We start from the raw sequence: 21,653 nt of genomic DNA, 5'->3' as shown, positions 1-21,653 counted from the left end.
TGCATGTATTAGGCACGCCGCCAGCGTTCGTCCTGAGCCAGGATCAAACTCTCATTAAAATTAGTTTGTCCGACTAAGCACTCTGGCTTATCCGTTTATTGTTTTTTTGTCATTGACGATTTATATTTCTATAAATCACCCTGCACGTTTGGTTCGTCTTCTTTAATTTTCAAAGGTCTTGTCGTCCTTGCGACAACTATATCAGTATATCACATCCGTGATTTCCTGTCAACTACTTTTTGAAACTTTTTTTCGTTTCTACTTCGCCAACAGTCCCTCACGAGACAACTTCATTATTCTATCATCTATAGCTAATACTGTCAATAGCTTTTGAACACTTTTTTGAAAAAAATAAGCCGGTCATGTGACCAGCTTAGTGATTAGCGTGTTGGAACGTAATTTAGTTCATCTTTATGTTCTGCAAGGAAGTCTCCGAGCTCTGACTCAGGGATTTCACGGAGGTAGAGGTTGGCACGAATGGTTACGTCATCTTCGCGACAAGTTGAGAGAACCAGGTAGTTGTCTGATGCTTTAATCTCAATATTATCATTTTTTGCTACTGCACCTTCACGAACTGCTGTCAACTGCTCTTCGAACTGTTGGTCGCTATCGAAACTTGTGCGATAGAAGGCTGTCGACTCATGAACAATAATCATGAAAGCGGCCTGATAGTAATGAACTTTTTCCGGAGTACGGACGACAACATAGGGATGAGCATCAAAGAAGGCCTGATCATCGTAGAAGTTGACATCGTTAAACATACGGCTATCCGGCACTTTTGAGCCACGGGCATGTCCAAAAAGCCAGGTCAACTTGTCACTAAAGTCTGTCTTGTTGTCCATATCCATGAAAACTGTCCCCATGTATGGGTCTTCACCGGACCCATCAAAGAGTTTTGATAAGTAGGTTGTATTATCACCACTATAGACAACTGGCTCATCTAGGTTGGTACCTGGGGCATAGACATAGGCAATGGTATCAGGGTTAACCCCTTTGAGACCGTCAAATTGCTCTTTAAGGGCTGCCTTTTCTTCCTCTGAAATCTGATAGGATGTTGCAGATGACGATGATGTTGCCTGCTGGCTTGAGCTTGGCTGGTTGTTTCCTGATGCAGTAGAGTTTTTTCCACCTTGAAGGCCGAAGAAAGCTGAAAGGGCAATCCCAGCAACAGCTAGAAAGGCTAACAAGGCTACTATATATTTTTTGTTTTTTGTATTCTTCATAAATCACCTAAAAAATAAAGTTGCCCTCGGGCAACTTTATCTATGATAGCTTAGACTAATTATTTAGCTGCGCTTGTTTTTGGAAGTGTTTTAGAACCAGTACCAGTTTTAGCCGCTGCTACAGTTTTAGCTGCTGGCTTAGCTGCACCGTTACCTGCTGGAGCTGCTGCACCTGCTTCTGCTGCACCGTTACCTGCTGGAGCTGCTGCACCTGCTTCTGCTGCTGCGATTTGCTCTGCAGTTGCACCTGCACCGAGGAATTTGTTGTAAAGTTCGTTTTTCTTAGCAACAAGTGCATCAAGTTCTGCTTGGTATGCAGCTTGAGTAGCTTTATATCCAGCAACAACTTCTTCTGCTTCTGCAACTTGACGCTCAGCTGTAGCAACTGCTGCTTTAGCAGTTTCAACCGCTGCTTCTGCATTCAAAACTTCTTGTGATTTAATTGCTGGATCTACATCATTTGTATCACCTTGACGACCTGCATTTTCCTTTGCTTTTTTCAAATCTGATTCAGCGCTAGTTAACTTAGCTTTGAATTCAGTAACAAACGTAGCTAAATAATCACGGTTTTGTTCAGCTGTAAAAGTGTCAGCTGCTGCTTTAGTAAGTTTTGCATAAGCAACGTTTGCATCTGCAACCACTGCTGCGTACTCACGTCCAATAAGAGCTACAGTAGCTTCAGCACCTTGTTCTTGTTTGATAAATGTGTCACCGTTAGCCAATGTAGTAGCTGCTGGAGCTGCTGCTGCAACCAATGCTGCAACTGTAGCCAAAGTTACGAATGTTTTTTTCATGATAAAAAACTCCTTATTTTTTTCTTTTTTTCTTTTACTGCTACTGCAGATACCTATATTATAAGCTGATTTTTTATCTATGTCAAGAGTTTTTTAAAAAAATTTAAGGATTTTTTAAAAAAAGTTACTTGTGATTATTTGATATGAATGGATAGGGTGTAACAATGACAACTATATTGAGTGATTTACTTTACTAAAAAGAAAGACTGTTATCTTATCTTAAATTATCTTTTGGCTTTATAGTTGTTATTGATTAAGCTCCGGTTTCTAATTGACTGCGGAGCTGGGCGATGGTTGTGAGGGGGAGTGCTGTCAATTCTGCTATATCCTCGTTCGACATGTGCTTAGTAAGCATGTTGCGCGCTATTGAGTAGCTGGCTTGAAGTTGACCTTCCTCACGACCTTCTTCTCTTGCCCAGTAGATTCTACTATAATTAACTTCTAGAATGTCTAATTCGTCATTGAACATGGCTTGTTCCTCAACTATTGGGTAGTAGCTCGCCTTGGAGCTCGTGAATTTGGGACAGGGATAGACCCGTACTTTGGGCAATGAGCTCTGGGGATAGATTGGCTGACAATAAATTGCGTGCTATCGAATAGCTGGCTTGAAGTTGTCCTTCTTCACGACCTTCTGCTCTGCCTTCTTCTCTACCTTCTTCGCGACCTTCTTCGCGACCTTCTTCTCTTGCCCAGTAGATTCTACTATAATTAACTTCTAGAATGTCTAATTCGTCATTGAACATGGCTTGTTCCTCAACTATTGGTTAGTAGCTCGCCTTGGAGATCGTGAATTTGGGACAGGGAAAGACCCGTACTTTGCGCAATGAGCTCTGGGGATAGATTGGCTGACAATAAATTGCGTGCTATCGAGTAGCTGGCTTGTTGTTGTCCTTCTTCACGACCTTCTGCTCTGCCTTCTTCTCTACCTTCTTCTCTACCTTCTTCGCGACCTTCTTCGCGACCTTCTTCTCTTGCCCAGTAGATTCTACTATAATTAACTTCTAGAATGTCTAATTCGTCATTGAACATGGCTTGTTCCTCCTTACTCCAGCTGGCGAAGTCCAGGGCATGCTCGGCTTGGTGGATGATTTTATCTAGAGGAGCTGTAAATTCTCGGTTCCCAAAAAATTCAAACCATTTCTTAAGCTGGTTTTTATCGAAAGTTTCGGGCTGGTATTTGTCCAACTCTAGAAAAGCCATTTTGAGCAAGCTGTGGTCCTTGGGACTATCCTTTAGCTTGATGGTTAGTTCTTGATTAGTGGTTTCTTCTCGAATGGAGAAGATATGAAAGGCCTTATCGTCTGGGAAATAATTTTTCTCCAAAAGGGCGATACCGTAGACCGGATAAAGCCGTTCATGGATCAAATGTGTCTCCTGAAATTCCTTGCGGATATTTTCAAAATTATCATGCACCTGGCTACAAATATAGGTCCATAGCCGATTCACAAAGGACCGTTGCTTGACAATCTGGATTTCAATGATGACTTGCGTGCCGTCATCCAGCTCAACCAAGATATCTGTGACGGTATAAAATCCTCTCGGCAGTCCGTCCTGTGGTAGGCGAATCTGGTGACCGTCTAGTAATTCTACGGATTTGACAGGTAGGTCTAATATATCTGCTATAAAGTGCTTGGTAACTTCCTTATTTTGGAAGATTTTTTTTGCTACGGTGTCGTAGGTGGGTTTGAGTCTGGTATGTCGCATAGGTTTTCTCCTTAAGTATAGAATTCCTTGAACATTCCAAACTATTTTCTACTTATATTTTAGCAGTTTTCATTAAAAAGTTCAAGGTTGATAATGTGGGACATGGTCCTCTATCTTATTTATTCGTATTTATAAGGAGAAAAAAAGAGAAACCTTGCGATTTCTCTCTTGAATTATTTCATTTTTTCTTTGATTTCATCGTATGAAAGGGGGTGAACATCTTCTTCATCGTGCTCTGTTTTTTCAGGCATTTTACCTTTTTCATAGAGCGATTTGATTTGAACGCTGTCCAATGTTTCATACTTGAGTAGGGCTTCTGCAATCAACTGGTGTTTTTCACGGTTGTCCTGGATGATTTCAGCTGCCTTGTTATGGGCTTCTGTCAGGAGATTACGTACTTCTGTGTCCAGTTCGTAAGCAGTTTGTTCAGAAATGTATTTTTGAGTAGTTTGGGCACCGAACATAGCATGGCTACCTTCGTACTGCATTGGTCCCATTTTTTCACTCATACCATATTCAGCAACCATAGCACGCGCCATTTGCGTTGCTTGCTCAAAGTCATTTGAGGCACCTGTGGTTTGAGTATTAAAGATAATTTCTTCTGCCACACGACCACCCATGAGTCCTGCCAATTGCTCCTTCATGTCTTCCTTAGATAGAAGCATTTGATCTTCTTTAGGAAGGGCAATCATATAACCACCAGCGCGACCGCGAGGGACAATAGTAACCTTGTGAACTTCACGTGCATTTGATAGGACAAGGCCGACAATGGTATGACCTGCCTCATGGTAGGCAACGATTTCACGCTCTTTAGCTGAAATCTGACGGTCTTTCTTAGAAGGTCCGGCGATAACCCGGTCTTCCGCCTCATCAATATCCGAAGCGTCGATAACGGTTTTATTGCGTCGTGCTGCAACAAGAGCAGCTTCGTTGAGGACATTTTCCAAATCGGCTCCGACGAAACCTGGTGTTTGTTGGGCAACCAATTTCAAATCAACATCATCAGCCAGCGGTTTATTCTTGGCGTGCACCTTGAGAATAGCTTCGCGGCCCTTGACATCTGGACGACCAACCAAGACCTTGCGGTCAAAACGACCTGGACGAAGAAGAGCTGGGTCTAAAACATCACTACGGTTTGTAGCTGCAATAACGATAATGCCTTCATTTCCTTCAAAACCATCCATTTCAATCAGGAGTTGGTTGAGGGTCTGCTCACGCTCATCGTTACCACCGCCCATGCCGACACCACGTTGGCGACCGACAGCATCAATCTCGTCGATGAAAATGATGGCTGGAGCTGCTTTTTTAGCGTCTTCAAAGAGGGAACGAACACGGCTGGCACCGACACCGACAAACATTTCAACGAAGTCTGAACCAGAAATCGAGAAGAATGGGACACCTGCTTCGCCGGCTACTGCCTTGGCAAGAAGGGTTTTACCAGTCCCTGGAGGCCCTTCCAAGAGGACACCTGCTGGAATACGGGCACCGAGTTTGGTAAATCGTTTTGGATCTTTCAGAAACTCAACAACTTCGACCAACTCTTGCTTTTCTTCTTCCGCACCTGCTACGTCTGAGAAGCGGACCTTGACATTGTTCTTTTCAAAGGCTCTGGCCTTGTTACGACCGAAGTTCATAGCGCCTCGGGCACCTCCGCCTCCTTGATTCATCATCATGAAGAAGAATCCACCGAAAATAATCAAGGGAAGGAAGTTGAGGATAATGCTAAACCAGAGACTATTGGAGCTTTCAGGCTTTATCGTAACTTTAATCCCTTTTTCATTGGCCAGGGTTTGAAGTTCTGATAGATTTGTCTCGGAAGGTAAAATCAGAGATTTGAAGTTTTTGTACTTGATTGTCTCTGAAACTTGGAACAATTTAATAGAAGAGGCTAGCTCGTCTTTGGCTGTTTGTTCCTTTTTGTACTTACCTGTAATTTCGATAACGCTTGAATCAGGCTGGTAGGTTAGTTCTGATACATTATCATTTTTAAGCTCGGTAATGACTTGAGAATAGGGAATTTCTTGCACTGTTACTTGTTTGCCAGCGTTAAAAAATTGGAAGGCTGTCAAAAGAGTCGCAATGACAAGAATAATGAGAAAAGGATTTTTTATAAATCCTTTATTTGGTTGATTGTTCATAATAATAGTAGGAAACCTTTTCTATTTTGTATAAACTTCCTCTTTCAGTACTCCAACATAAGGAAGATTACGGTAATTTTCGTTGTAATCTAGACCAAAACCGACTACAAATTCATTTGGAATAGTGAAGCAGGTATAGTCTGGCTCAATTTCAACAACACGGCCTTCTGGTTTATCCAAAAGAGTCGCAATTTTGATAGAAGCTGCTTGACGGAGGGCAAAAAGCTCCTTGAGTTCTTTCAGGGTACGGCCAGTATCAATAATGTCCTCTACAAAGATAATGTGACGACCAGCGACGCTATTGTCCAAATCCTTGATGATTTTTACGGTACCGCTACTTTCTGTACCACCGTGGTAGCTAGAAACGACCATGTAGTCTGTCTCTACGTGGGCATCGATATGCTTCATCAATTCAGCCATGAAAGGAATAGATCCTTTCAAAATACCCACAAGAAGAGGATTTTTGTCTGCATAATCCTGGGCCAAGATTTGACCTAACTCTTTGCTTTTCGCAATGATTTCTTCTTCTGAAACGAGAACTTTTTTAATATCATTATCCAACATAATGTTTTACTCTTTCTGTTTGATATATAAGATAGCTTTCATTATACCATTTTTTGCAGATTTACTCAAATCAGTGATAAGCAGATTGGCAATTCCATAAATTTTTTCAGCCTGTTGGACAACTATGGCTTCTTGTCGTACTTGCTGAGGAATTTTTTGGTCAATAAACCAGCGACGGAGTTTCTTCTGAACACCATTTATGAGAATGCTGTCTCCTGCCTGTCTGCTGCGTAAGGTAATGGGGCTATCTGGTTGCAGATAAAGGATTTGTTGGGCATCTTCCAGTGGTTGATTGAGGGAAAATAGGTAGTCCCCATAAGTGAAGATACCGTCTGATTCTATCACAAGGGGAGCTAGTGCTTCATCCGTCTGAGGTTGGATTTTGCTGATGCAGAACTGATGATAATCTTTTTCTAATTGGTAGCCGTTTTTTAGGCTGTGACGATAATTGGCCTTGGATCGTAAAATATGGAGGACTTGGTCAAACTGAGCAGCTGTCAATTGAAGGTCTGGGAATTGTTCTAAATATTCTTCCAGAAGAAAACTTTGTATAGCCTGGGTTTGCTGCTGAAAATGTTGGAGGTTGGTGATTTCTACATCTTTGGTCAAATCACGCAGGGCTTGGACCAACTGTTGGCTTTCGGATGCTAACTGGAGGAGATTCTTATCCAGCTGAGGATTTTCCTGTCTCAATTGTGGCAAATAGGTATTTCGGATACGGTTTCGTAAATAAGCTGGACTGGTATTGCTAGAATCTTCAAAATGAACTGTTGCTGGAAAATCGGATTTTTGAAAGGTCAGCAAGGGACGAATCAGCTGGCCAGGTCCGAAGTCTTGGACTGGCTGAATCGCTGAGATGTGACGCAGTCGATTGCCGCGGAGAATCCGCATGAAAACTGTCTCAGCCTGGTCGTCCGCATGATGCCCCGTGACCAGAGCAGTATAGCCTTTCTGGTCCATGACTTGTTTGAAAAAGTCATAGCGCCATTTCCGCGCAGCATTTTCCGAGAAAACTCCTTGAAAATGTGAAATATAAACAGGAAGTCGTAGTTGAGTCGCTAATTCTTTGATATAGCGCTCCTCTTCCTGGGATTCTGGTCGTTGCTGGTGGTTGATATGTGCTATGCCTAGTTCAATATCTAGCTTCTCCCTGCTGTCGTATAGGAGCTGCAAAAGTGTCAGGGAATCCAGTCCACCGGATACAGCCACCAAAACTTTTCTGTGTTTATCAAAAAAGTGACCTTGGCGTGTCACTTTTATAAATCTTTCTTTCATTACTTTAAAATCTCGTAAATATCCTTGGCAATTTGTGAAATGTCGTCGTAGCTTGCCTTGTCCGTGAAGATGGACAAGATGAAGGGTGAGTCTGTATAGACCAGAGCCACGTCGTGCCTGAAATCATAGGCGTCACCTATCTTATGGGCCACCGGAACCGGAATGTCCTTGGGAATGCGCTGGTCATCGAATCTGGTTTCCTTGAGACTATCAAGTACGAACCCACCTTGATGGTAAATAGCTTCCATCATTAGTCCAGCTACTTTTGGAGATGTTTCACGTGTAACCATGTCCCATTTTTGACCAGTGATGGAGGTGATGTCATCGTAAAACTGCTGATTAAACTTGTCAGCCAGGTAGTAGCCGACAATATTGCTTGCGACATTGTCAGACTCTTTGGCGATACGGTTGAGCAGGTCGTCAACTTGGTATTCTTTATTGTCAACTCGCTTGCTGATGGATCCACTGCCTGCAGGGTCATAGGCTCCATCAAAGTCCTCTGTCTCCTTTACATACTTGACCTTATCTGTCAATTTAAAACGCCCTAAATCAATTTGTTTTTGGGCATAATAGAGTGTAGGAAGCTTAGAAACACTGGCTGCATATAGAATCTTATCCTGATTGATACCTGCTTCTAACTGACTTGACACTTGCTTGACATATATAGAGTAGTTGTCTTTGTTGTATTTTGTGTCTAGGAGTTTTTGAACTCCTTCCATCCTATTATCTTGGGTTGACAAGTGGTCAAGTAGAGCCCAGCCCTTGCCGACAATCTGAACAAACTGACCTCTCGGTGTCTCCACGAGTGTGTCAACCTGAACAGGCTGATAAGGAGGAAGAGTACTTTCTTTTTCATCCTGCTTTGTAGAAACAGGACTAGTTAAAATTCGAGTATTCTCCTTGGTCCAATAGGTCTGTTCAAGACCTACCTGGTTTAAAATCCTGTCATCTGCTACTTGGTCTTGACTAGCCAAAACATAGGTGCCATCCGATAGTGTGAATACCTGCTGGTGGTGGTTATTTACCTCTAAACCTGCTAGTTCCAAACTGGAATCAGGCCCTATCTTGTGACTATAGTGGGTCAGGTCCATATCCTTAAACACATGGAGTTCTGTCAGGGAAATCGGGTTGCTAGGTAGGCTATGAAAGATGGGTTGGTATTCTTTTTGATTGAAAGTTACGTACTCTTCTTGCGTGATTTCAAAGGGGACTTCTGTGCTGTCCACAATGGTTGCAGAAAATAAAATTGGCAAGAGGAGTATGACTAATTTTTCCTTCATTCTCCATTCTTTCTATTTGGAAATTTCTTGTTGTGGATCAACGGACACTTTTAGCTGTTGATTTTTTTCAGTGAGTTCTTCTAATTTGTCATCGGAATAGGACAAAAATAACTCAACATTTTTTAATAAATCTTCTGTCATTTGGGCAACAATCCTGGAATATTGTAGATAAACTCGCCATCTTTTGAAAACTGATACTTGGCACGGACATATTTTGCAGCATATTCTTCATCCTGCAATTTTTTGACTAGGGCGTCACGAAGTTCCTTCTCACGAGAAAGGTCTTTGTACTGATTTTCCAATTCAACTAGTTTGGCTTCATTTTGCTTCAATTTCTGATGAGTAGCCACTAGATTATAGGTTGGCAACATAAAGAGAAAAATCACCAAGACAATGACCGTCGCTAAAAAACGGTTTTTTTGCTGTTTTTCTAGCTCTTTGCGGTGAAATCTTTCCTTCTCAGCATCAATAAAACGATTGCTGATTTGGAGAACCTTAGATTTTTTCATCTGCTTCTATCCTTTTTTCGCTAACGATTTCGTACATTTTCAGAGCGTCTTCTTTCTTGGTCGAGTCTTTCATTTCCAAGACCTTGACTGTCAAGAGTTTGTTTCCAAATTGGATTTCGATTTGATCATTGATTTTGACATCCGTTGAAGACTTTGCCAAAATTCCGTTGATTTTGATACGGCCCTTGTCTGCCACTTCTTTTGCAACTGTCCGGCGCTTGATAATACGGGATACTTTTAAATATTTATCTAGTCTCATTTGAATTACCTCAACTAAATATTATATCATTTTTTAAAGTTTTTGGTAGAATAGGATAACTTTGTTACCAAAATGTAAAAAGAGAGTTTGGAAACTCTCTCACCAAAATATGAGTGCTGAAATGACTACTCCTGCGAAGAAAATGAGAATTGATGCATTCAATGAATTAAACAGTTCGGCACAATCAACCTTTACTTAACTTAATTTGGGCCAATTTTTCTGCGAATTGGATCAATTCCTCCAAGATTTCATAATCCTTCTGTTTTTGAAGGGTAAAAATTACTTCTAAACGGCCCCGATTCTCTGCAATTTGGACCTTGAGATTGGTCACCGATAGGGCCTGGAAATAATCCTGGGTCAGGAAAATTTGACCAGCCATGGGCTCAAAGGAAATTGTAATCTGCTGTTTCTTTCTAAGGACACTATGGCAGAAAACCTGGTCCAGATAAGATTTGAGGAGACCAATTTCTAGCAAATAAGCTACAACATCCGGATAGTCTCCGAAGCGATCGACCAACTCTTCCTGCAATTCTTGATAGTTTACACGGCTGTCAATGTTCTTGATCCGCTTGTAAATCTCGATTTTTTGACGCTGGTCTGAAATGTATTCACTCGGCAAATAGGCATCAATCTGCAAATTAATTTCCGTATTACTCTTCTGACGCTGGCCAGCTTTACCTTGCCTTTCAAGAATGGCCTGTTCCAAAAGCTGAGAGTACATTTCATAGCCGACTGAGTCAATAAAGCCAGACTGGGCTGCACCGAGAATATTTCCCGCACCGCGGATGGACAGGTCCTGCATAGCAATCTTGAAGCCAGACCCCAGTTCTGTAAAGCCTTTGATGGCTTCTAGGCGTTTTTCAGCCACTTCTGTTAAGGACTTTTCAGGCCGATACATGAGATAGGCATAGGCGATACGATTGGAACGGCCGACACGACCACGAAGTTGATAGAGGGTTGACAGTCCCATATGGTCGGCATTTTCAATAAAGAGGGTATTGGCATTTGGAATATCAACCCCTGTTTCAATAATGGTAGTCGTAACGAGAACATCGTACTCCCCTTCCACAAAGGCATAGAGGGTATTTTCCAGTTGAATTTCAGACATTTGTCCGTGAACATAACCGATGCTGGCCTCTGGAACCAACTCTTTCAGCTCTGAAACTTTTTGCTCAATGGTGTCAACTTTATTGTAAAGATAGTAAACCTGTCCGTCACGGTCTAATTCACGGATAATGGCATCGCGAATGACTGTTGGATTGGTTTCCATGACATAGGTTTGGACAGGATAGCGATTAGTTGGTGGTGTTTCAATAACAGACAAATCACGAATTCCAAGCATGGACATTTGCAGGGTCCGAGGTATAGGAGTTGCGGTCAAGGTCAGGACATCAATTTTATTTTTCAGCTCTTTAAGGCGTTCCTTGTGCTTGACACCAAAGCGTTGCTCCTCGTCAATGACCAGTAAACCTAAATCGGAAAATACCACATCTTTGGAGAGTAGGCGATGCGTACCAATGATAATATCCACCTGGCCTTTTTTGAGCTTCTCCAGCGTTTTCTCCTGCTCTGCCTTGGTCTTGAATCGGCTCATCACGTCAACATTAACAGGAAACTCAGCAAATCGCTCTTGGAAATTTGCAAAATGTTGCTGGGCTAGGACCGTTGTCGGCACTAAAATTGCAACCTGTTTGCCATCATTGACCGCCTTAAAGGCTGCCCGCATGGCTACTTCTGTCTTACCAAATCCAACATCCCCGACCAAGAGCCGATCCATGGGCGAATCCTTCTGCATATCCTTTTTGATTTCGTCAATCGAGCGAAGTTGATCATCGGTTTCCACATGTGTAAAGTAGTTGTCAAACTCTTCTTGACTGGCATCATCAGGTGAAAAGGCAAAACCTTTGAGCTGACTGCGCTCTGCATAGAGCTTAATCAAATCATCCGCAATGTCTTCAACCTGCTTTTGCACCTTCTGCTTGGTCTTTTGGAAACGACCGTCGTTTAGCTTATTGACCTTAGGTGCCTTGCCGTCTGATGCCAGGTATTTTGACAGGAGGTCAATCTGCTCTACTGGAATGGAAATGCGGTCAGCATTCTGATATTGCACAGTAACATAGTCCCTATGAACACCCGATATTTCAATGGTTTCAATCCCTAAATACTGACCGATTCCGTGAACATGGTGGACTACATAATCTCCGACTGAAAGCTCACTATAATCCTTAATCCGCTCCGCATTGGACATGTTTGTCCTGCGGATTTTGCGCTTGATTTTCTTATTAAAAATTTCCTTTTCAGTGATGACAACCAGCTTTTCATCTATAAGGTGAAAACCAGCTGACAGCTGACCGACGGTGATTTGCTGCTGCCCAGCGACTAATTGTGATGCTGAATGGACTGGTAAATGAATCTCGTATTCCTGTAAAGATTTCTGTAAAGCTTGTAAACTTGTTTCAGAAGAAGCCTGGATAATGACCGTATTGTTTGATTTGGCATAGCGAGCCAGTTCATCTTTTAAAAGCGGAATTTGGTGGAAAAATTCCTGCATGGGATACTGAGTAAATTGATAAAGTCCGTCAAACTTGACATTGCCCAGACCTTTCTGGAAACTAGAAAAGAAGGTGGCTGGCTTGTATTTTCTCAAATCAGCATAGGTTGACGCGAAGTAATTCAAACTTGACACTGATTTACCATTCTGTAAATCCTGTGTCAAGACATCCGCAACTTCTTTCTCAAACTGGGACTGTTTATCAGAAATTTTATGGAAATCATCTAGAAAAATAGGTGAACCTTTTGGAAGATAATCCAAAATAGTCCAGCTATCCTCATATAGATAGGACAGGAATTTTCTGAGATCCGGATGACGGTAGGAAGACTGCATGTCTGCCAAGACTTCCTTGAGATAGGAAATCTGTTCTTCTTGATTGGAACGCTCAATCGTTTTCTGAATGATAGGAATAGCTCGTTGGTAGTCCTCTTCTGTCACAATCATTTCTGATGCTGGTGAAACGGAAATCTGTTCACAATTTTCCAGAGACTTCTGGCTATCGACGTCAAAAGTTCGTATGCCGTCTATTTCATCACCGAAAAACTCCAGACGATAAGGATGCTCAGCCTGCATATCATAAATATCTAAGATGTCTCCTCGCTGGCTAAATTCTCCCTGGGTCAAGACACGAGAAACCTTCTTATAACCTGTATTGACAAGTGACTTGACAAGGGTGTCAACTTCCATTTCCTGACCAACTGAAAGTTCTAATCTAGCAGATTGATAGGCAGAAGGACTAGGTAGCAAAACACGGCAGGCAGCCATACTAGCTACCAGAAACCCTGATGAAGTCTTGTCTTGTAGGAAATTCAAACTATCAATTCGAGACTGGGTTCGCTCTTTGGAGGCAAAAACAAACTCGGCAACAGGACTGTCATCTGTAAAGAAGTTGTAAACATAGTCACTACCAATAATAGCTGATAAGTCTGTTGCCAAGCGCTCGGCCTCATTTTGGGTCGCCGTCACAATTAAAATCTTTTCTGCCAAGCTATCAAAGGCAGTTGCCATGACCAAGGACTTGCTGGTTCCTGATAGTCCTAGGATGAGTTGGCGAGTGGATTTATTCAGTCCTGCCTGCCACTGATTGATTTGCTTATTTTGGTGTAATAAATCCAGGATGTTCATTAGCCGTTAAACTTTCTCATGATGGTATCAAAGTCATCTTCCTGTAAATAGAAGTTGACAGCCTTGTCAAGTTTTTCAAGAGCTAGGTCAATGTCAATGCGGTCCTCCGTATCAAATCCAGATAAAACATGATGAACCACACTCATCTTGCCTTTGGGACGACCGATGCCAATCTTGATGCGGTCAAATTGATCTGTTCCTAGATACTTGATGATAGACTTAATACCATTGTGGCCACCGGCAGAGCCTTTTTGACGAAAACGGATTTTTCCAACAGCCATGTCCAAATCATCATAGGCCACCAGAATATCAGTCTCATCCAGTCCGTAGTAGGTCAGCAGCGCATGCACTGCCTTACCCGATTCATTCATAAAGGTCGTCGGCTTGACCAGAAAAATCTTCTCTCCGTCAATAAAGGTCGTTGCAAGGTCCGCTTGGAAAATCTTATCGTGCGTAAATATCACATTTTCACGCGCTGCAATCTTATCAATCAGCATAAAGCCGACATTGTGCTTGGTTTCAAAATAGCGGTCACCGGGATTGCCTAGACCTATTATCAATCGTGTCATTTTTTCTCCTTAAACACCAAAAGGGTTGGAAGTCTTTCCAACCTACTATTTTTATAGTTGTTTTTTGATTGCTAAACATTTGCTTAGTCTAGTCATCAAAGTCACAGGCAGTACTGATAGTACGGCAAGACGAGATAACAACGAATAAGCGAATATTAGGCATCAGACATTAAAGCGGAACTCCATGATGTCCCCATCCTGGACCACGTACTCCTTACCTTCTTCACGAAGGCGTCCAGCCTCTTTAACAGCCTTCTCAGAGCCATAGTGCATCAAATCATCATAGGACATGGTTACGGCGCGGATAAATCCTTTTTCGAAGTCTGAGTGGATGATACCGGCCGCTTGAGGCGCCTTGATACCTCGCTTGAAGGTCCAAGCACGGACTTCTTTTTCACCTGCTGTAAAGTAAGTACCAAGACCAAGTAAATGATAAGCTGCACGAGTCAGTTTGTCAACACCAGACTCAGTCAAACCGATTGCCTCCAAGAATTCTGCCTTGTCCTCGTCGTCGAGTTCCGAAATTTCTTCTTCGGCACGCGCTGAAATGACTACCACTTCTGCATTTTCTGTCGCTGCGAAATCGCGGATTTGTTGAACATACTCGATGCCGTCTGGGTCAGCGACCTTGTCCTCATCAACGTTAGCTACATAAAGGACTGGCTTGGTGGTCAAGAGGAAAAGCTGCTTGACAATTTTTTGCTCTTCGTCTGTAAAAGCTACTGTACGAGCTGATTTACCATCTTCCAAGACGGGCTTGATTTTTTCGAGGACTGCAAATTCTGCCACAGAATCCTTGTCTTTCTGGGTACGAGCCATCTTCTCCACACGCGCATAGCGTTTGTTGATACTCTCCAAGTCAGCCAAAATCAATTCTAGGTTAATCGTATCAATATCAGCAAGCGGATCAACGAAGGCATCTTCACGCCCCTGCTCCCGCATGACATTTTCATCGTCAAAGGCACGAACCACGTGAACAATGGCATCCACCTCGCGGATATTGGCCAAGAATTTATTTCCCAAACCTTCCCCTTTTGAGGCACCTTTTACGATACCGGCAATGTCTGTAAATTCAAAGGTGGTCGGCACGGTTTTCTTTGGTGTAATCAACTCTGTCAACTTGGTCAAGCGCTCATCTGGCACCTCTACCATTCCCACGTTTGGATCAATGGTCGCGAAAGGATAGTTGGCAGCCTCTGCTCCTGCTTTGGTAATTGCGTTAAATAAGGTTGATTTACCAACGTTTGGCAAACCGACGATACCTGCTGTTAAAGCCATATTCTTAGTTCTCCATATAAAAATTCAATCATGACTATTATAGCAGAAAGTAGAGGAAAAAGGCGATATGACGGAACGAAATTAGAAAATTTTATTTATGAAAATACAATGAAAATATGACTACATTATTTATCATGATAAAACTGATGACAAAATTATAATTATCCATGGATTGATTGCCTAGCAATTCTTAGGAACTTGTCGCAACCAGCAGTTGCAAACTGTCAACTAGGACTCGCTATCAAGAACTTTCTTCATTTTCCGCTCAAAATCATGCCGGCTCATCATAACCACATGGTCACAGTTGCTGCAACGGATTTTAATATCTGCACCTAAACGAATGACTTCCCACTTATTGGCTTTTTTGCCAGTCGATTTGATGACACAGGCATGAGGCTTTTTCATTTCGACAAATGTTCCTAATTGATACATGTTAACTCCTTATAGATAGATTTTTCTTTCTTGGCAAGTCAATGCAAACTCTGTCCCCGCCAGCATTTCACCATCCGTTTGAAATAGGATTTGCTGACTGATTTTGATAGAAATGGTTTGGCACTGGATATGTTTGATATATTTGGATTTCTTATGACGCTTAAGGACCAAATCGAGCAAGGCCAGCACACGTCTATGAATTGGGCCGTTTTCAATATAAACCAAATCGATTTTCTGCTCATGAGCAGAGGCTTCCGGCCAAATCATGATACCACCGCCAAAGTAGGTATTGTTGGCAAGAGACAGGAAAAAGAGATTCTTCAACTGTTGTTTCTGGCCATCAATGACCGCGTCCAATGTCAAGGACTGCGCATCTAAAAGACTTCTGATAGCCATTATCAGATAGGTCAATTTGCCAACTTTCACGCGCTTAAGCCAGTTTTTGAGCTTAGAGGATTCTGAGCGTGCAATCACCTGGGCAGCAAAACCAGCATCCATACTATTGACAATAATCCCAAAGGACGTCTTCAAAACACAAATAGACTGCGTTTTTTCTGTCAAGAGGGCAGTTAGGACAGTATCTATCTCTCTGATTTTCATTGATTTGGCGAAATCATTGCCCGAACCTGTCGGATAATAAGCAAAAGGTAGTTGGCTTGGCCAATCCGTCAGGCTTTTAGATAGCGTACCGTCTCCACCTAAAATGAGCAGTCTATCCCCATCTCCATAGCCTTCTAAAATCTTTTGAATCTGAACTTTCTCATCATGCTTACCCTGGGTCAGATAGGTCTTAAATTCTACTTGTGGATAAGTTTTTTTAAGCTGGTCTATTATACTCTCTGCAGAATGGCTGCCAGCATTTGGATTTGCTAAAATGTGTACAATCATAGGTAATTTTAGTATAACATAAAAACGGCTCAATGGCCGCTTTTACTGTTATTAGTTGGTACGAACAGGGGTTACCAATTGGATAAAATCGTCATCCTCACTGATTGGTACCAGAGTAAATGGACGAACGTTGGAAATAAAGCTCACCTTCACCTGCTCACTGTTGGTCGCTTTGAGGGCTTCAATCAGATAAGTTGGGTTGAAGCTGATCACCAGATCCTCACCTGAAACGTCCAAGGTATCGATTTCTTCATTGACGCGGCCTACTTCTGGAGAATTGACATGGGCTGAGACAATACCCTTGGTAATTTCCAGTTTCACCGTTCCATTCTGAGTAGCATTGGACAAGAGACGAGCACGCTCCATAGACTGACGGAGGTGGGAGGTATCAAAAACAGCTGTCGTCTTAAATTCTTTTGGAATGAGACGGTCGGTATCTGGATAGGTCCCTTCCAAAAGACGGGTATAGAAACTAATATACTCGCTTCTGAAGAGGATTTGGTTGTTGGAGAAGAAAACCTCTACCTTTTCAATTTCATCGGTAAATACGGCCGTAAATTCGCGGAGAGAGCGGCTTGGGATGACCACATTGAAATCATCTCCTGCAGTCTCCAAGACCAATTTACGCTGGCTGAGACGGTGGGAGTCGGTAGCCACTGTTTTGAGCTGTTTATTATCTGTTAGCACAAAGTGCACACCAGTTAGGATTGGACGACTTTCCTGAGTTGAGGCCGCAAAGGCTGTTTCGTTGATGGTTTGCTTAAGGACTTTTGTTTCCAATACCAGAGGTTTTGAAGTTGGCACTTCTTGCAAACGTGGGTATTGCTCTGCTTCTTTTCCTTTGAGGGTAATTTCAGATTTACCACTAGTCAAGACAATCTGCTTTTGTTCGATTTCATTAAAATCAAGAACTAAATCAGGCATGCTAGAAACTACGTTGATAAAGAAAGCTGCTTCCAGAAGGATAGCTCCGGTTGAGCTAATCAAAAGACCAGCATTTTTATCTTGAACAGAAATAAAGTGTTCGATAGAAATTTGACCATTGGAACCAATCAGGGTAATACCTTCCGTATTAACAGCAATTTTAACAGTAGATAAAATAGGAATAGCATTCTTGGTACTGATAGCACGTTTGGTAATATTTAATGCTTGTAGGAAAACAGTTTTGTTAATGGAAAATTGAATCATGGATTCTCCTTTATTTATATATAATAAGGGTTAGTAATAGTAGTAGAGCCTGTGTATTCTGTGGAAAAGTGTAAGCAAGCGCATCAGAATAGGAAAAAAGGCTTGTTTACAACTTGTGGAAAACTGCGCACAAGTATGGGATTACATGATCTTATTTTTGATATTTGTAATTTCAATCAGGAAGCTTTCGTTATTCTTGAGCATGTCCCTTATTTTTTTATAGGCATGCATGACAGTTGTGTGGTCTCGATTACCGAAGGCCTTGCCAATTTTTGGAAGGGAGTTGTCCGTCATTTCCCTTGCTAGATACATGGCTACCTGACGGGCTAGGACAATATTTTGCAATCTCTTGCTTCCCTTTATTTCCTTGAGGCTAACGCCGTAGAATTTTCCGACCTCAGTCTGGATGGTTTCAATTGGGATAACAGAATTTTTTGGTGCTGCCTGATTGCGTCCTCGGATGGCCTCAGCTGCAATGTCGACGGTGATAGTGGTCAAATTTCTCATTCCAGCCAGGAGGCTGATATCTTTGAGAATACCTTCTAAATTTCTGACATTGGACTGGATTTGGCCTGCCAGATAGGTCAGGGTATCATTTGGAAATTCAAATGGATAGGTGGCACACTTGGTTCTGAGGATGGCCTCGCGCGTTTCGATATCTGGTGGGTAAATCTGGCAGGTAGCTCCCCAACTAAAGCGGGATACCAGGCGGTCTTCCAAATTATCCAGGCTATCTGGATTTCGATCGCTGGTTAGGACAATCTGTTTTCCTTGGCTCAAGAGAGCATCAAAGGTGTGGAAGAATTCTTCCTGTGTTGAAGCCTTCCCCTTTAAGAGCTGGATGTCATCAATGAGCAACAGGTCAAGATTTCTATAGTGCTCCTTAAATTCTTCCATGTCCAGTTCTTTTTTGGTGAGATAGTTGACAAATTCGTTAAGGAAGGATTCAGATGTGACATATTGAACACGCGCGTGTGGATTGTCTCCCAGGACTTGGTTACCAATTCCGTTGAGCAAGTGAGTTTTCCCAAGACCAGGTCCTCCCCAGATAAAGAGAGGATTGTAGAGCTGTCCAGGTGAATGAGCTACAGCTAGAGCAGCAGATTTGGCCATCATATTACTACCACCTTGGACAAAGTTATCAAAGGTGTATTGGGGCTGGATGCCTGATTGAATCGGAAGAAAACTGGATTTGCTGGGCTTGCCTATCGGAGCTGGAGTATCTGCTTCTGCTGGTGTTGTAACGACCTTATCAGCTTTATAGGCCTTGTCAGATTTTGGTTCTGATACAGATTGATAGGTATGGTAGGTGACGGAAATTTGCTCACCCAACACTTCTAAACCAGCAATCAGTATCAGTTCTTCAATATTTTGTTTCCACAATTTTTTCTTACTGGCCAGTATACTGTCGCTAGTTCCAGCGAGAAAAATTGTTGCAACGCCATCCTGCAATTCAATCAGGCGCGCTTCTTCAACCAGTAGCTCGTAGACAGAATTGGAAAGACTGGACTGGGCTAGTTCAATAAATCGATTCCAAAATTCTTGTTCCTTGTCCATTTGAAGCCTCCCTTCCTAAAAAGTGCTTATTCTAAGTTTACCATAAAAGGAAAAAGTTTTCCACAAGAATAAATATTTTTCCACACTGTTTATATCACTTATCCACAAGATGTGAATAAGTAAATTTATCACGATAAAATCGGCTTTTTCCACTATTTATTCCTGTTTATAAGTAGGGGGATTATTTTTATTAGTCACACAATTTTTTTAAGGTGTTGATAATTCTTTCGAATTCTTCGTTGGAATCAAAGGATAGGCTAATCTTCCCCTGACCAGATTTCTGCTGTCTAATCGTGACCATGGTTCCTAGGAGTTTCTGTAATTCAGTTTCTTGCTCCTTCAAAAAGAGATTTGTTTTCGGTGGGGCTTGTTTTTTCTTCTTTTTCAAAGCATTTTCCAGCCAACGAACACTTAATTGCTCCTGTTGGATACGCTCTATCCAGTAGACTTGTTTCGATTCAGGAAGACCGATTAAGAGACGGGCATGCCCCTGGCTGATTTCTCCGGTTTCAATGGCAGTAATGGTCCTGTTACTGAGGCTCAGCAAACGCAGAAGATTGGAAATATAAGGGCGGGATTTGCCCATAATTTGAGCAATTTCATCGTGGGTCAGCCCCTTTTCAATCAATTTTTGATAAGATGCTGCTTCTTCAATGGGATTCAAGTCCGACCGTTGGAGGTTTTCGATAATAGCCTGCAACATGAGCTGGTCATCGGATAATTCCTTTACAAGGGCTGGAATTTCTTTTAGACCGGCTAATTGACTGGCTCGTAAACGTCGTTCTCCAGCCAATAATTCATAGCCTATGAGAGAGGATTTTCGGACGATAATCGGTTGGATAATTCCATTTTCTCGGATAGACTGGGCTAGTTCCAATAATTTTTCTTGGTCAAAATGTTTTCGTGGCTGAAAAGGATTTGTTTGAATATCCTTAATCGCTATCTTTTTTAATTCTTCCATACAGTGACATTCTAGCAAAAAAAAACTTACTTTACAATGCTGTAAAGTAAGGTTTTTGTTCCAACTATTAAGAAAGGGCGTCCGTAGAGTGTGTCAACTTTATGTCAACCTTCTCTTCTTTGCCTTGACGGTAATAGGTGACTGTAATCGTGTCGTTAATTTTTTGTTTGTAAAGGGCACTCTGTAAATCGCTCTTGCTCTCAATTTTCTTACTATTGATCTCAGTAATGACATCGTAGGTTTTTAATTTGCCATCAGCTGGTAGGCCTGACTCGGTTGAAACAACTACTACACCTGAGGTTAAATCTGTATTTGCCAGACCTGCTTTTTCTAATTGACTGGTTGACAGATCGGTCAAGTCGACCATGTGAACGCCCAAGGCTGGACGAACTACCTTACCATTTGTTTCCAATTGATTGATAATAGAAACAGCGTCATTTGAAGGAATCGCAAATCCCATACCTTCTATAGAGACACCACCATTATTGGCCAGAGAACTGGAAGTTATCTTACTTGAATTGATTCCGATAACCTGACCCTGAATATTGATGAGGGGGCCACCAGAATTACCTGGGTTAATGGCTGTATCTGTTTGGATTGCATTGGTGGAGATGGTTTGTCCGTCCTCTGTTTGAGAAGTGACAGTCCGGCTAAGGCTGGAAATAATGCCCTGGGTGACGGTATTGGCGTAAACACTACCTAAAGGACTACCGATAGCGATGGCTGTTTCTCCGACCTTAATGCTGTCTGAATTGGCAAATTCAGCGACAGAGTGGGCTTTCTCAGCATCGATCTTGATAACGGCTATATCTGAATAGGTGTCTGCTCCCACTAGCTGTCCACTAACTTTCTCACCAGATGCTAAGAGAATGTCAATTTTTTCAGCATTAGCAATAACGTGATTGTTGGTGACAATGTAGGCATCCTTGCCATCTTTTTTATATATAACACCAGATCCCTCTCCTGCCAGGGCCAGCTCATCGGAGCTTTCAATAGTACCAAAAATAGAGCTGAGGCTATTTGGTGTAGGCTGCTGGTAATTGATGACAGATACTACGGCATCCTGTACTTTTTCCACAGCCTTGGTTGTTGAATTCTCATTTTGATACTGAACTTTGCTGATGGTGGTTTCACCAGACCCCGCTTGCTGTGGAGCTGCGGGATTTTGGAAAGAGGACGCAACCAGATAGCCACTGATTCCTCCTAGAAACCCAAAGGCGAATAGAATGATAAATTTCAAATACTTTTTCATGACTTTTTCCCTTTCAGATTTAATCCATTTTCTAAAGATTACACTACCTTTCTTAATTATAACTTAAAATTTTCAAAAATCAATCCACAAGCTGTGGATAACTTTT

21 protein-coding genes and 1 rRNA gene are annotated in these 21,653 nt (G+C 42.1%); all 22 read right to left on the bottom strand.

What is annotated here, in order from left to right; genetic code table 11:
- A 16S ribosomal RNA gene (locus tag ACVC7T_RS06460) occupies positions 1-59 on the bottom strand; the annotation flags it as partial.
- A 321-nt stretch (positions 60-380) separates the two neighbouring features.
- Positions 381-1,223 carry a class B sortase, LPKTxAVK-specific gene (gene srtB, locus ACVC7T_RS06455; protein WP_447262666.1) on the bottom strand — a complete coding sequence of 281 codons (843 nt, stop codon included), beginning with the start codon at positions 1,221-1,223 and terminating at the stop codon, positions 381-383.
- A gap of 59 nt (positions 1,224-1,282) precedes the next feature.
- On the bottom strand, positions 1,283-2,017 hold the full coding sequence (locus tag ACVC7T_RS06450; RefSeq protein WP_447262665.1) for a hypothetical protein: 735 nt from the start codon (positions 2,015-2,017) through the stop codon (positions 1,283-1,285).
- 253 nt (positions 2,018-2,270) lie between these two features.
- A complete protein-coding gene (locus tag ACVC7T_RS06445) occupies positions 2,271-2,486 on the bottom strand; it encodes a hypothetical protein (protein WP_447262664.1) in 216 nt (71 codons plus the stop codon).
- A 10-nt stretch (positions 2,487-2,496) separates the two neighbouring features.
- Positions 2,497-2,760 carry a hypothetical protein gene (locus ACVC7T_RS06440; RefSeq protein ID WP_447262663.1) on the bottom strand — a complete coding sequence of 88 codons (264 nt, stop codon included), beginning with the start codon at positions 2,758-2,760 and terminating at the stop codon, positions 2,497-2,499.
- A gap of 10 nt (positions 2,761-2,770) precedes the next feature.
- Complete coding sequence (locus ACVC7T_RS06435; RefSeq protein WP_447262662.1) at positions 2,771-3,721, bottom strand: Rpn family recombination-promoting nuclease/putative transposase; 951 nt, start codon at positions 3,719-3,721, stop codon at positions 2,771-2,773.
- Positions 3,722-3,894: 173 nt separating this feature from the next.
- Positions 3,895-5,859 carry an ATP-dependent zinc metalloprotease FtsH gene (ftsH, locus tag ACVC7T_RS06430; protein ID WP_105160700.1) on the bottom strand — a complete coding sequence of 655 codons (1,965 nt, stop codon included), beginning with the start codon at positions 5,857-5,859 and terminating at the stop codon, positions 3,895-3,897.
- A gap of 21 nt (positions 5,860-5,880) precedes the next feature.
- A complete protein-coding gene (gene hpt, locus ACVC7T_RS06425; RefSeq protein WP_105111353.1) occupies positions 5,881-6,423 on the bottom strand; it encodes a hypoxanthine phosphoribosyltransferase in 543 nt (180 codons plus the stop codon).
- Positions 6,424-6,429: 6 nt separating this feature from the next.
- Positions 6,430-7,698 carry a tRNA lysidine(34) synthetase TilS gene (gene tilS / locus ACVC7T_RS06420; RefSeq protein WP_447262661.1) on the bottom strand — a complete coding sequence of 423 codons (1,269 nt, stop codon included), beginning with the start codon at positions 7,696-7,698 and terminating at the stop codon, positions 6,430-6,432.
- Entirely contained in the window at positions 7,698-8,978 is a 1,281-nt protein-coding gene (locus tag ACVC7T_RS06415) for a serine hydrolase (protein ID WP_172023502.1), read from the bottom strand. Before ACVC7T_RS06415 ends, tilS begins: the two co-directional genes overlap by 1 nt.
- A gap of 12 nt (positions 8,979-8,990) precedes the next feature.
- A complete protein-coding gene (locus tag ACVC7T_RS06410) occupies positions 8,991-9,119 on the bottom strand; it encodes an SP_0009 family protein (protein ID WP_254610581.1) in 129 nt (42 codons plus the stop codon).
- Complete coding sequence (locus ACVC7T_RS06405; protein ID WP_105111350.1) at positions 9,116-9,487, bottom strand: septum formation initiator family protein; 372 nt, start codon at positions 9,485-9,487, stop codon at positions 9,116-9,118. Before ACVC7T_RS06405 ends, ACVC7T_RS06410 begins: the two co-directional genes overlap by 4 nt.
- The gene (locus ACVC7T_RS06400; RefSeq protein ID WP_105111349.1) at positions 9,474-9,746 is read right to left on the bottom strand and encodes an RNA-binding S4 domain-containing protein; all 273 of its coding nucleotides are present in this window, start codon (positions 9,744-9,746) and stop codon (positions 9,474-9,476) included. The genes ACVC7T_RS06405 and ACVC7T_RS06400 overlap by 14 nt, the downstream gene beginning before the upstream one ends.
- Positions 9,747-9,930: 184 nt before the next feature.
- A complete protein-coding gene (gene mfd, locus ACVC7T_RS06395; RefSeq protein WP_447262660.1) occupies positions 9,931-13,422 on the bottom strand; it encodes a transcription-repair coupling factor in 3,492 nt (1,163 codons plus the stop codon).
- Positions 13,422-13,991: an aminoacyl-tRNA hydrolase gene (pth, locus tag ACVC7T_RS06390; protein WP_105122454.1), complete on the bottom strand. Its 570-nt coding sequence runs from the start codon at positions 13,989-13,991 to the stop codon at positions 13,422-13,424. Before pth ends, mfd begins: the two co-directional genes overlap by 1 nt.
- A 162-nt stretch (positions 13,992-14,153) precedes the next feature.
- Positions 14,154-15,269, bottom strand: coding sequence for a redox-regulated ATPase YchF (ychF, locus tag ACVC7T_RS06385; protein WP_105111346.1), 1,116 nt, complete (start codon positions 15,267-15,269; stop codon positions 14,154-14,156).
- Positions 15,270-15,497: 228 nt separating this feature from the next.
- The gene (locus ACVC7T_RS06380; protein WP_105122452.1) at positions 15,498-15,701 is read right to left on the bottom strand and encodes a DUF951 domain-containing protein; all 204 of its coding nucleotides are present in this window, start codon (positions 15,699-15,701) and stop codon (positions 15,498-15,500) included.
- A 9-nt stretch (positions 15,702-15,710) separates the two neighbouring features.
- A complete protein-coding gene (locus ACVC7T_RS06375; RefSeq protein WP_105122451.1) occupies positions 15,711-16,589 on the bottom strand; it encodes a diacylglycerol/lipid kinase family protein in 879 nt (292 codons plus the stop codon).
- Between the two features lie 51 nt (positions 16,590-16,640).
- A complete protein-coding gene (gene dnaN, locus ACVC7T_RS06370; protein ID WP_105122450.1) occupies positions 16,641-17,777 on the bottom strand; it encodes a DNA polymerase III subunit beta in 1,137 nt (378 codons plus the stop codon).
- A 141-nt stretch (positions 17,778-17,918) separates the two neighbouring features.
- Positions 17,919-19,334 (bottom strand): chromosomal replication initiator protein DnaA, encoded by a 1,416-nt coding sequence (dnaA, locus tag ACVC7T_RS06365; protein ID WP_105111342.1) that lies wholly within the window; start codon positions 19,332-19,334, stop codon positions 17,919-17,921.
- 190 nt (positions 19,335-19,524) lie between these two features.
- On the bottom strand, positions 19,525-20,295 hold the full coding sequence (locus tag ACVC7T_RS06360) for a ParB/RepB/Spo0J family partition protein (protein ID WP_105111341.1): 771 nt from the start codon (positions 20,293-20,295) through the stop codon (positions 19,525-19,527).
- 67 nt (positions 20,296-20,362) lie between these two features.
- Positions 20,363-21,547 carry a S1C family serine protease gene (locus ACVC7T_RS06355; protein WP_447262659.1) on the bottom strand — a complete coding sequence of 395 codons (1,185 nt, stop codon included), beginning with the start codon at positions 21,545-21,547 and terminating at the stop codon, positions 20,363-20,365.
- Positions 21,548-21,653 lie beyond the last annotated feature (106 nt).

This window comes from Streptococcus sp. P25B114 (assembly GCF_053010325.1).
Note: the sequence above shows the minus strand (reverse complement) of the source record. Positions and strands in the feature narration are given on the sequence as shown.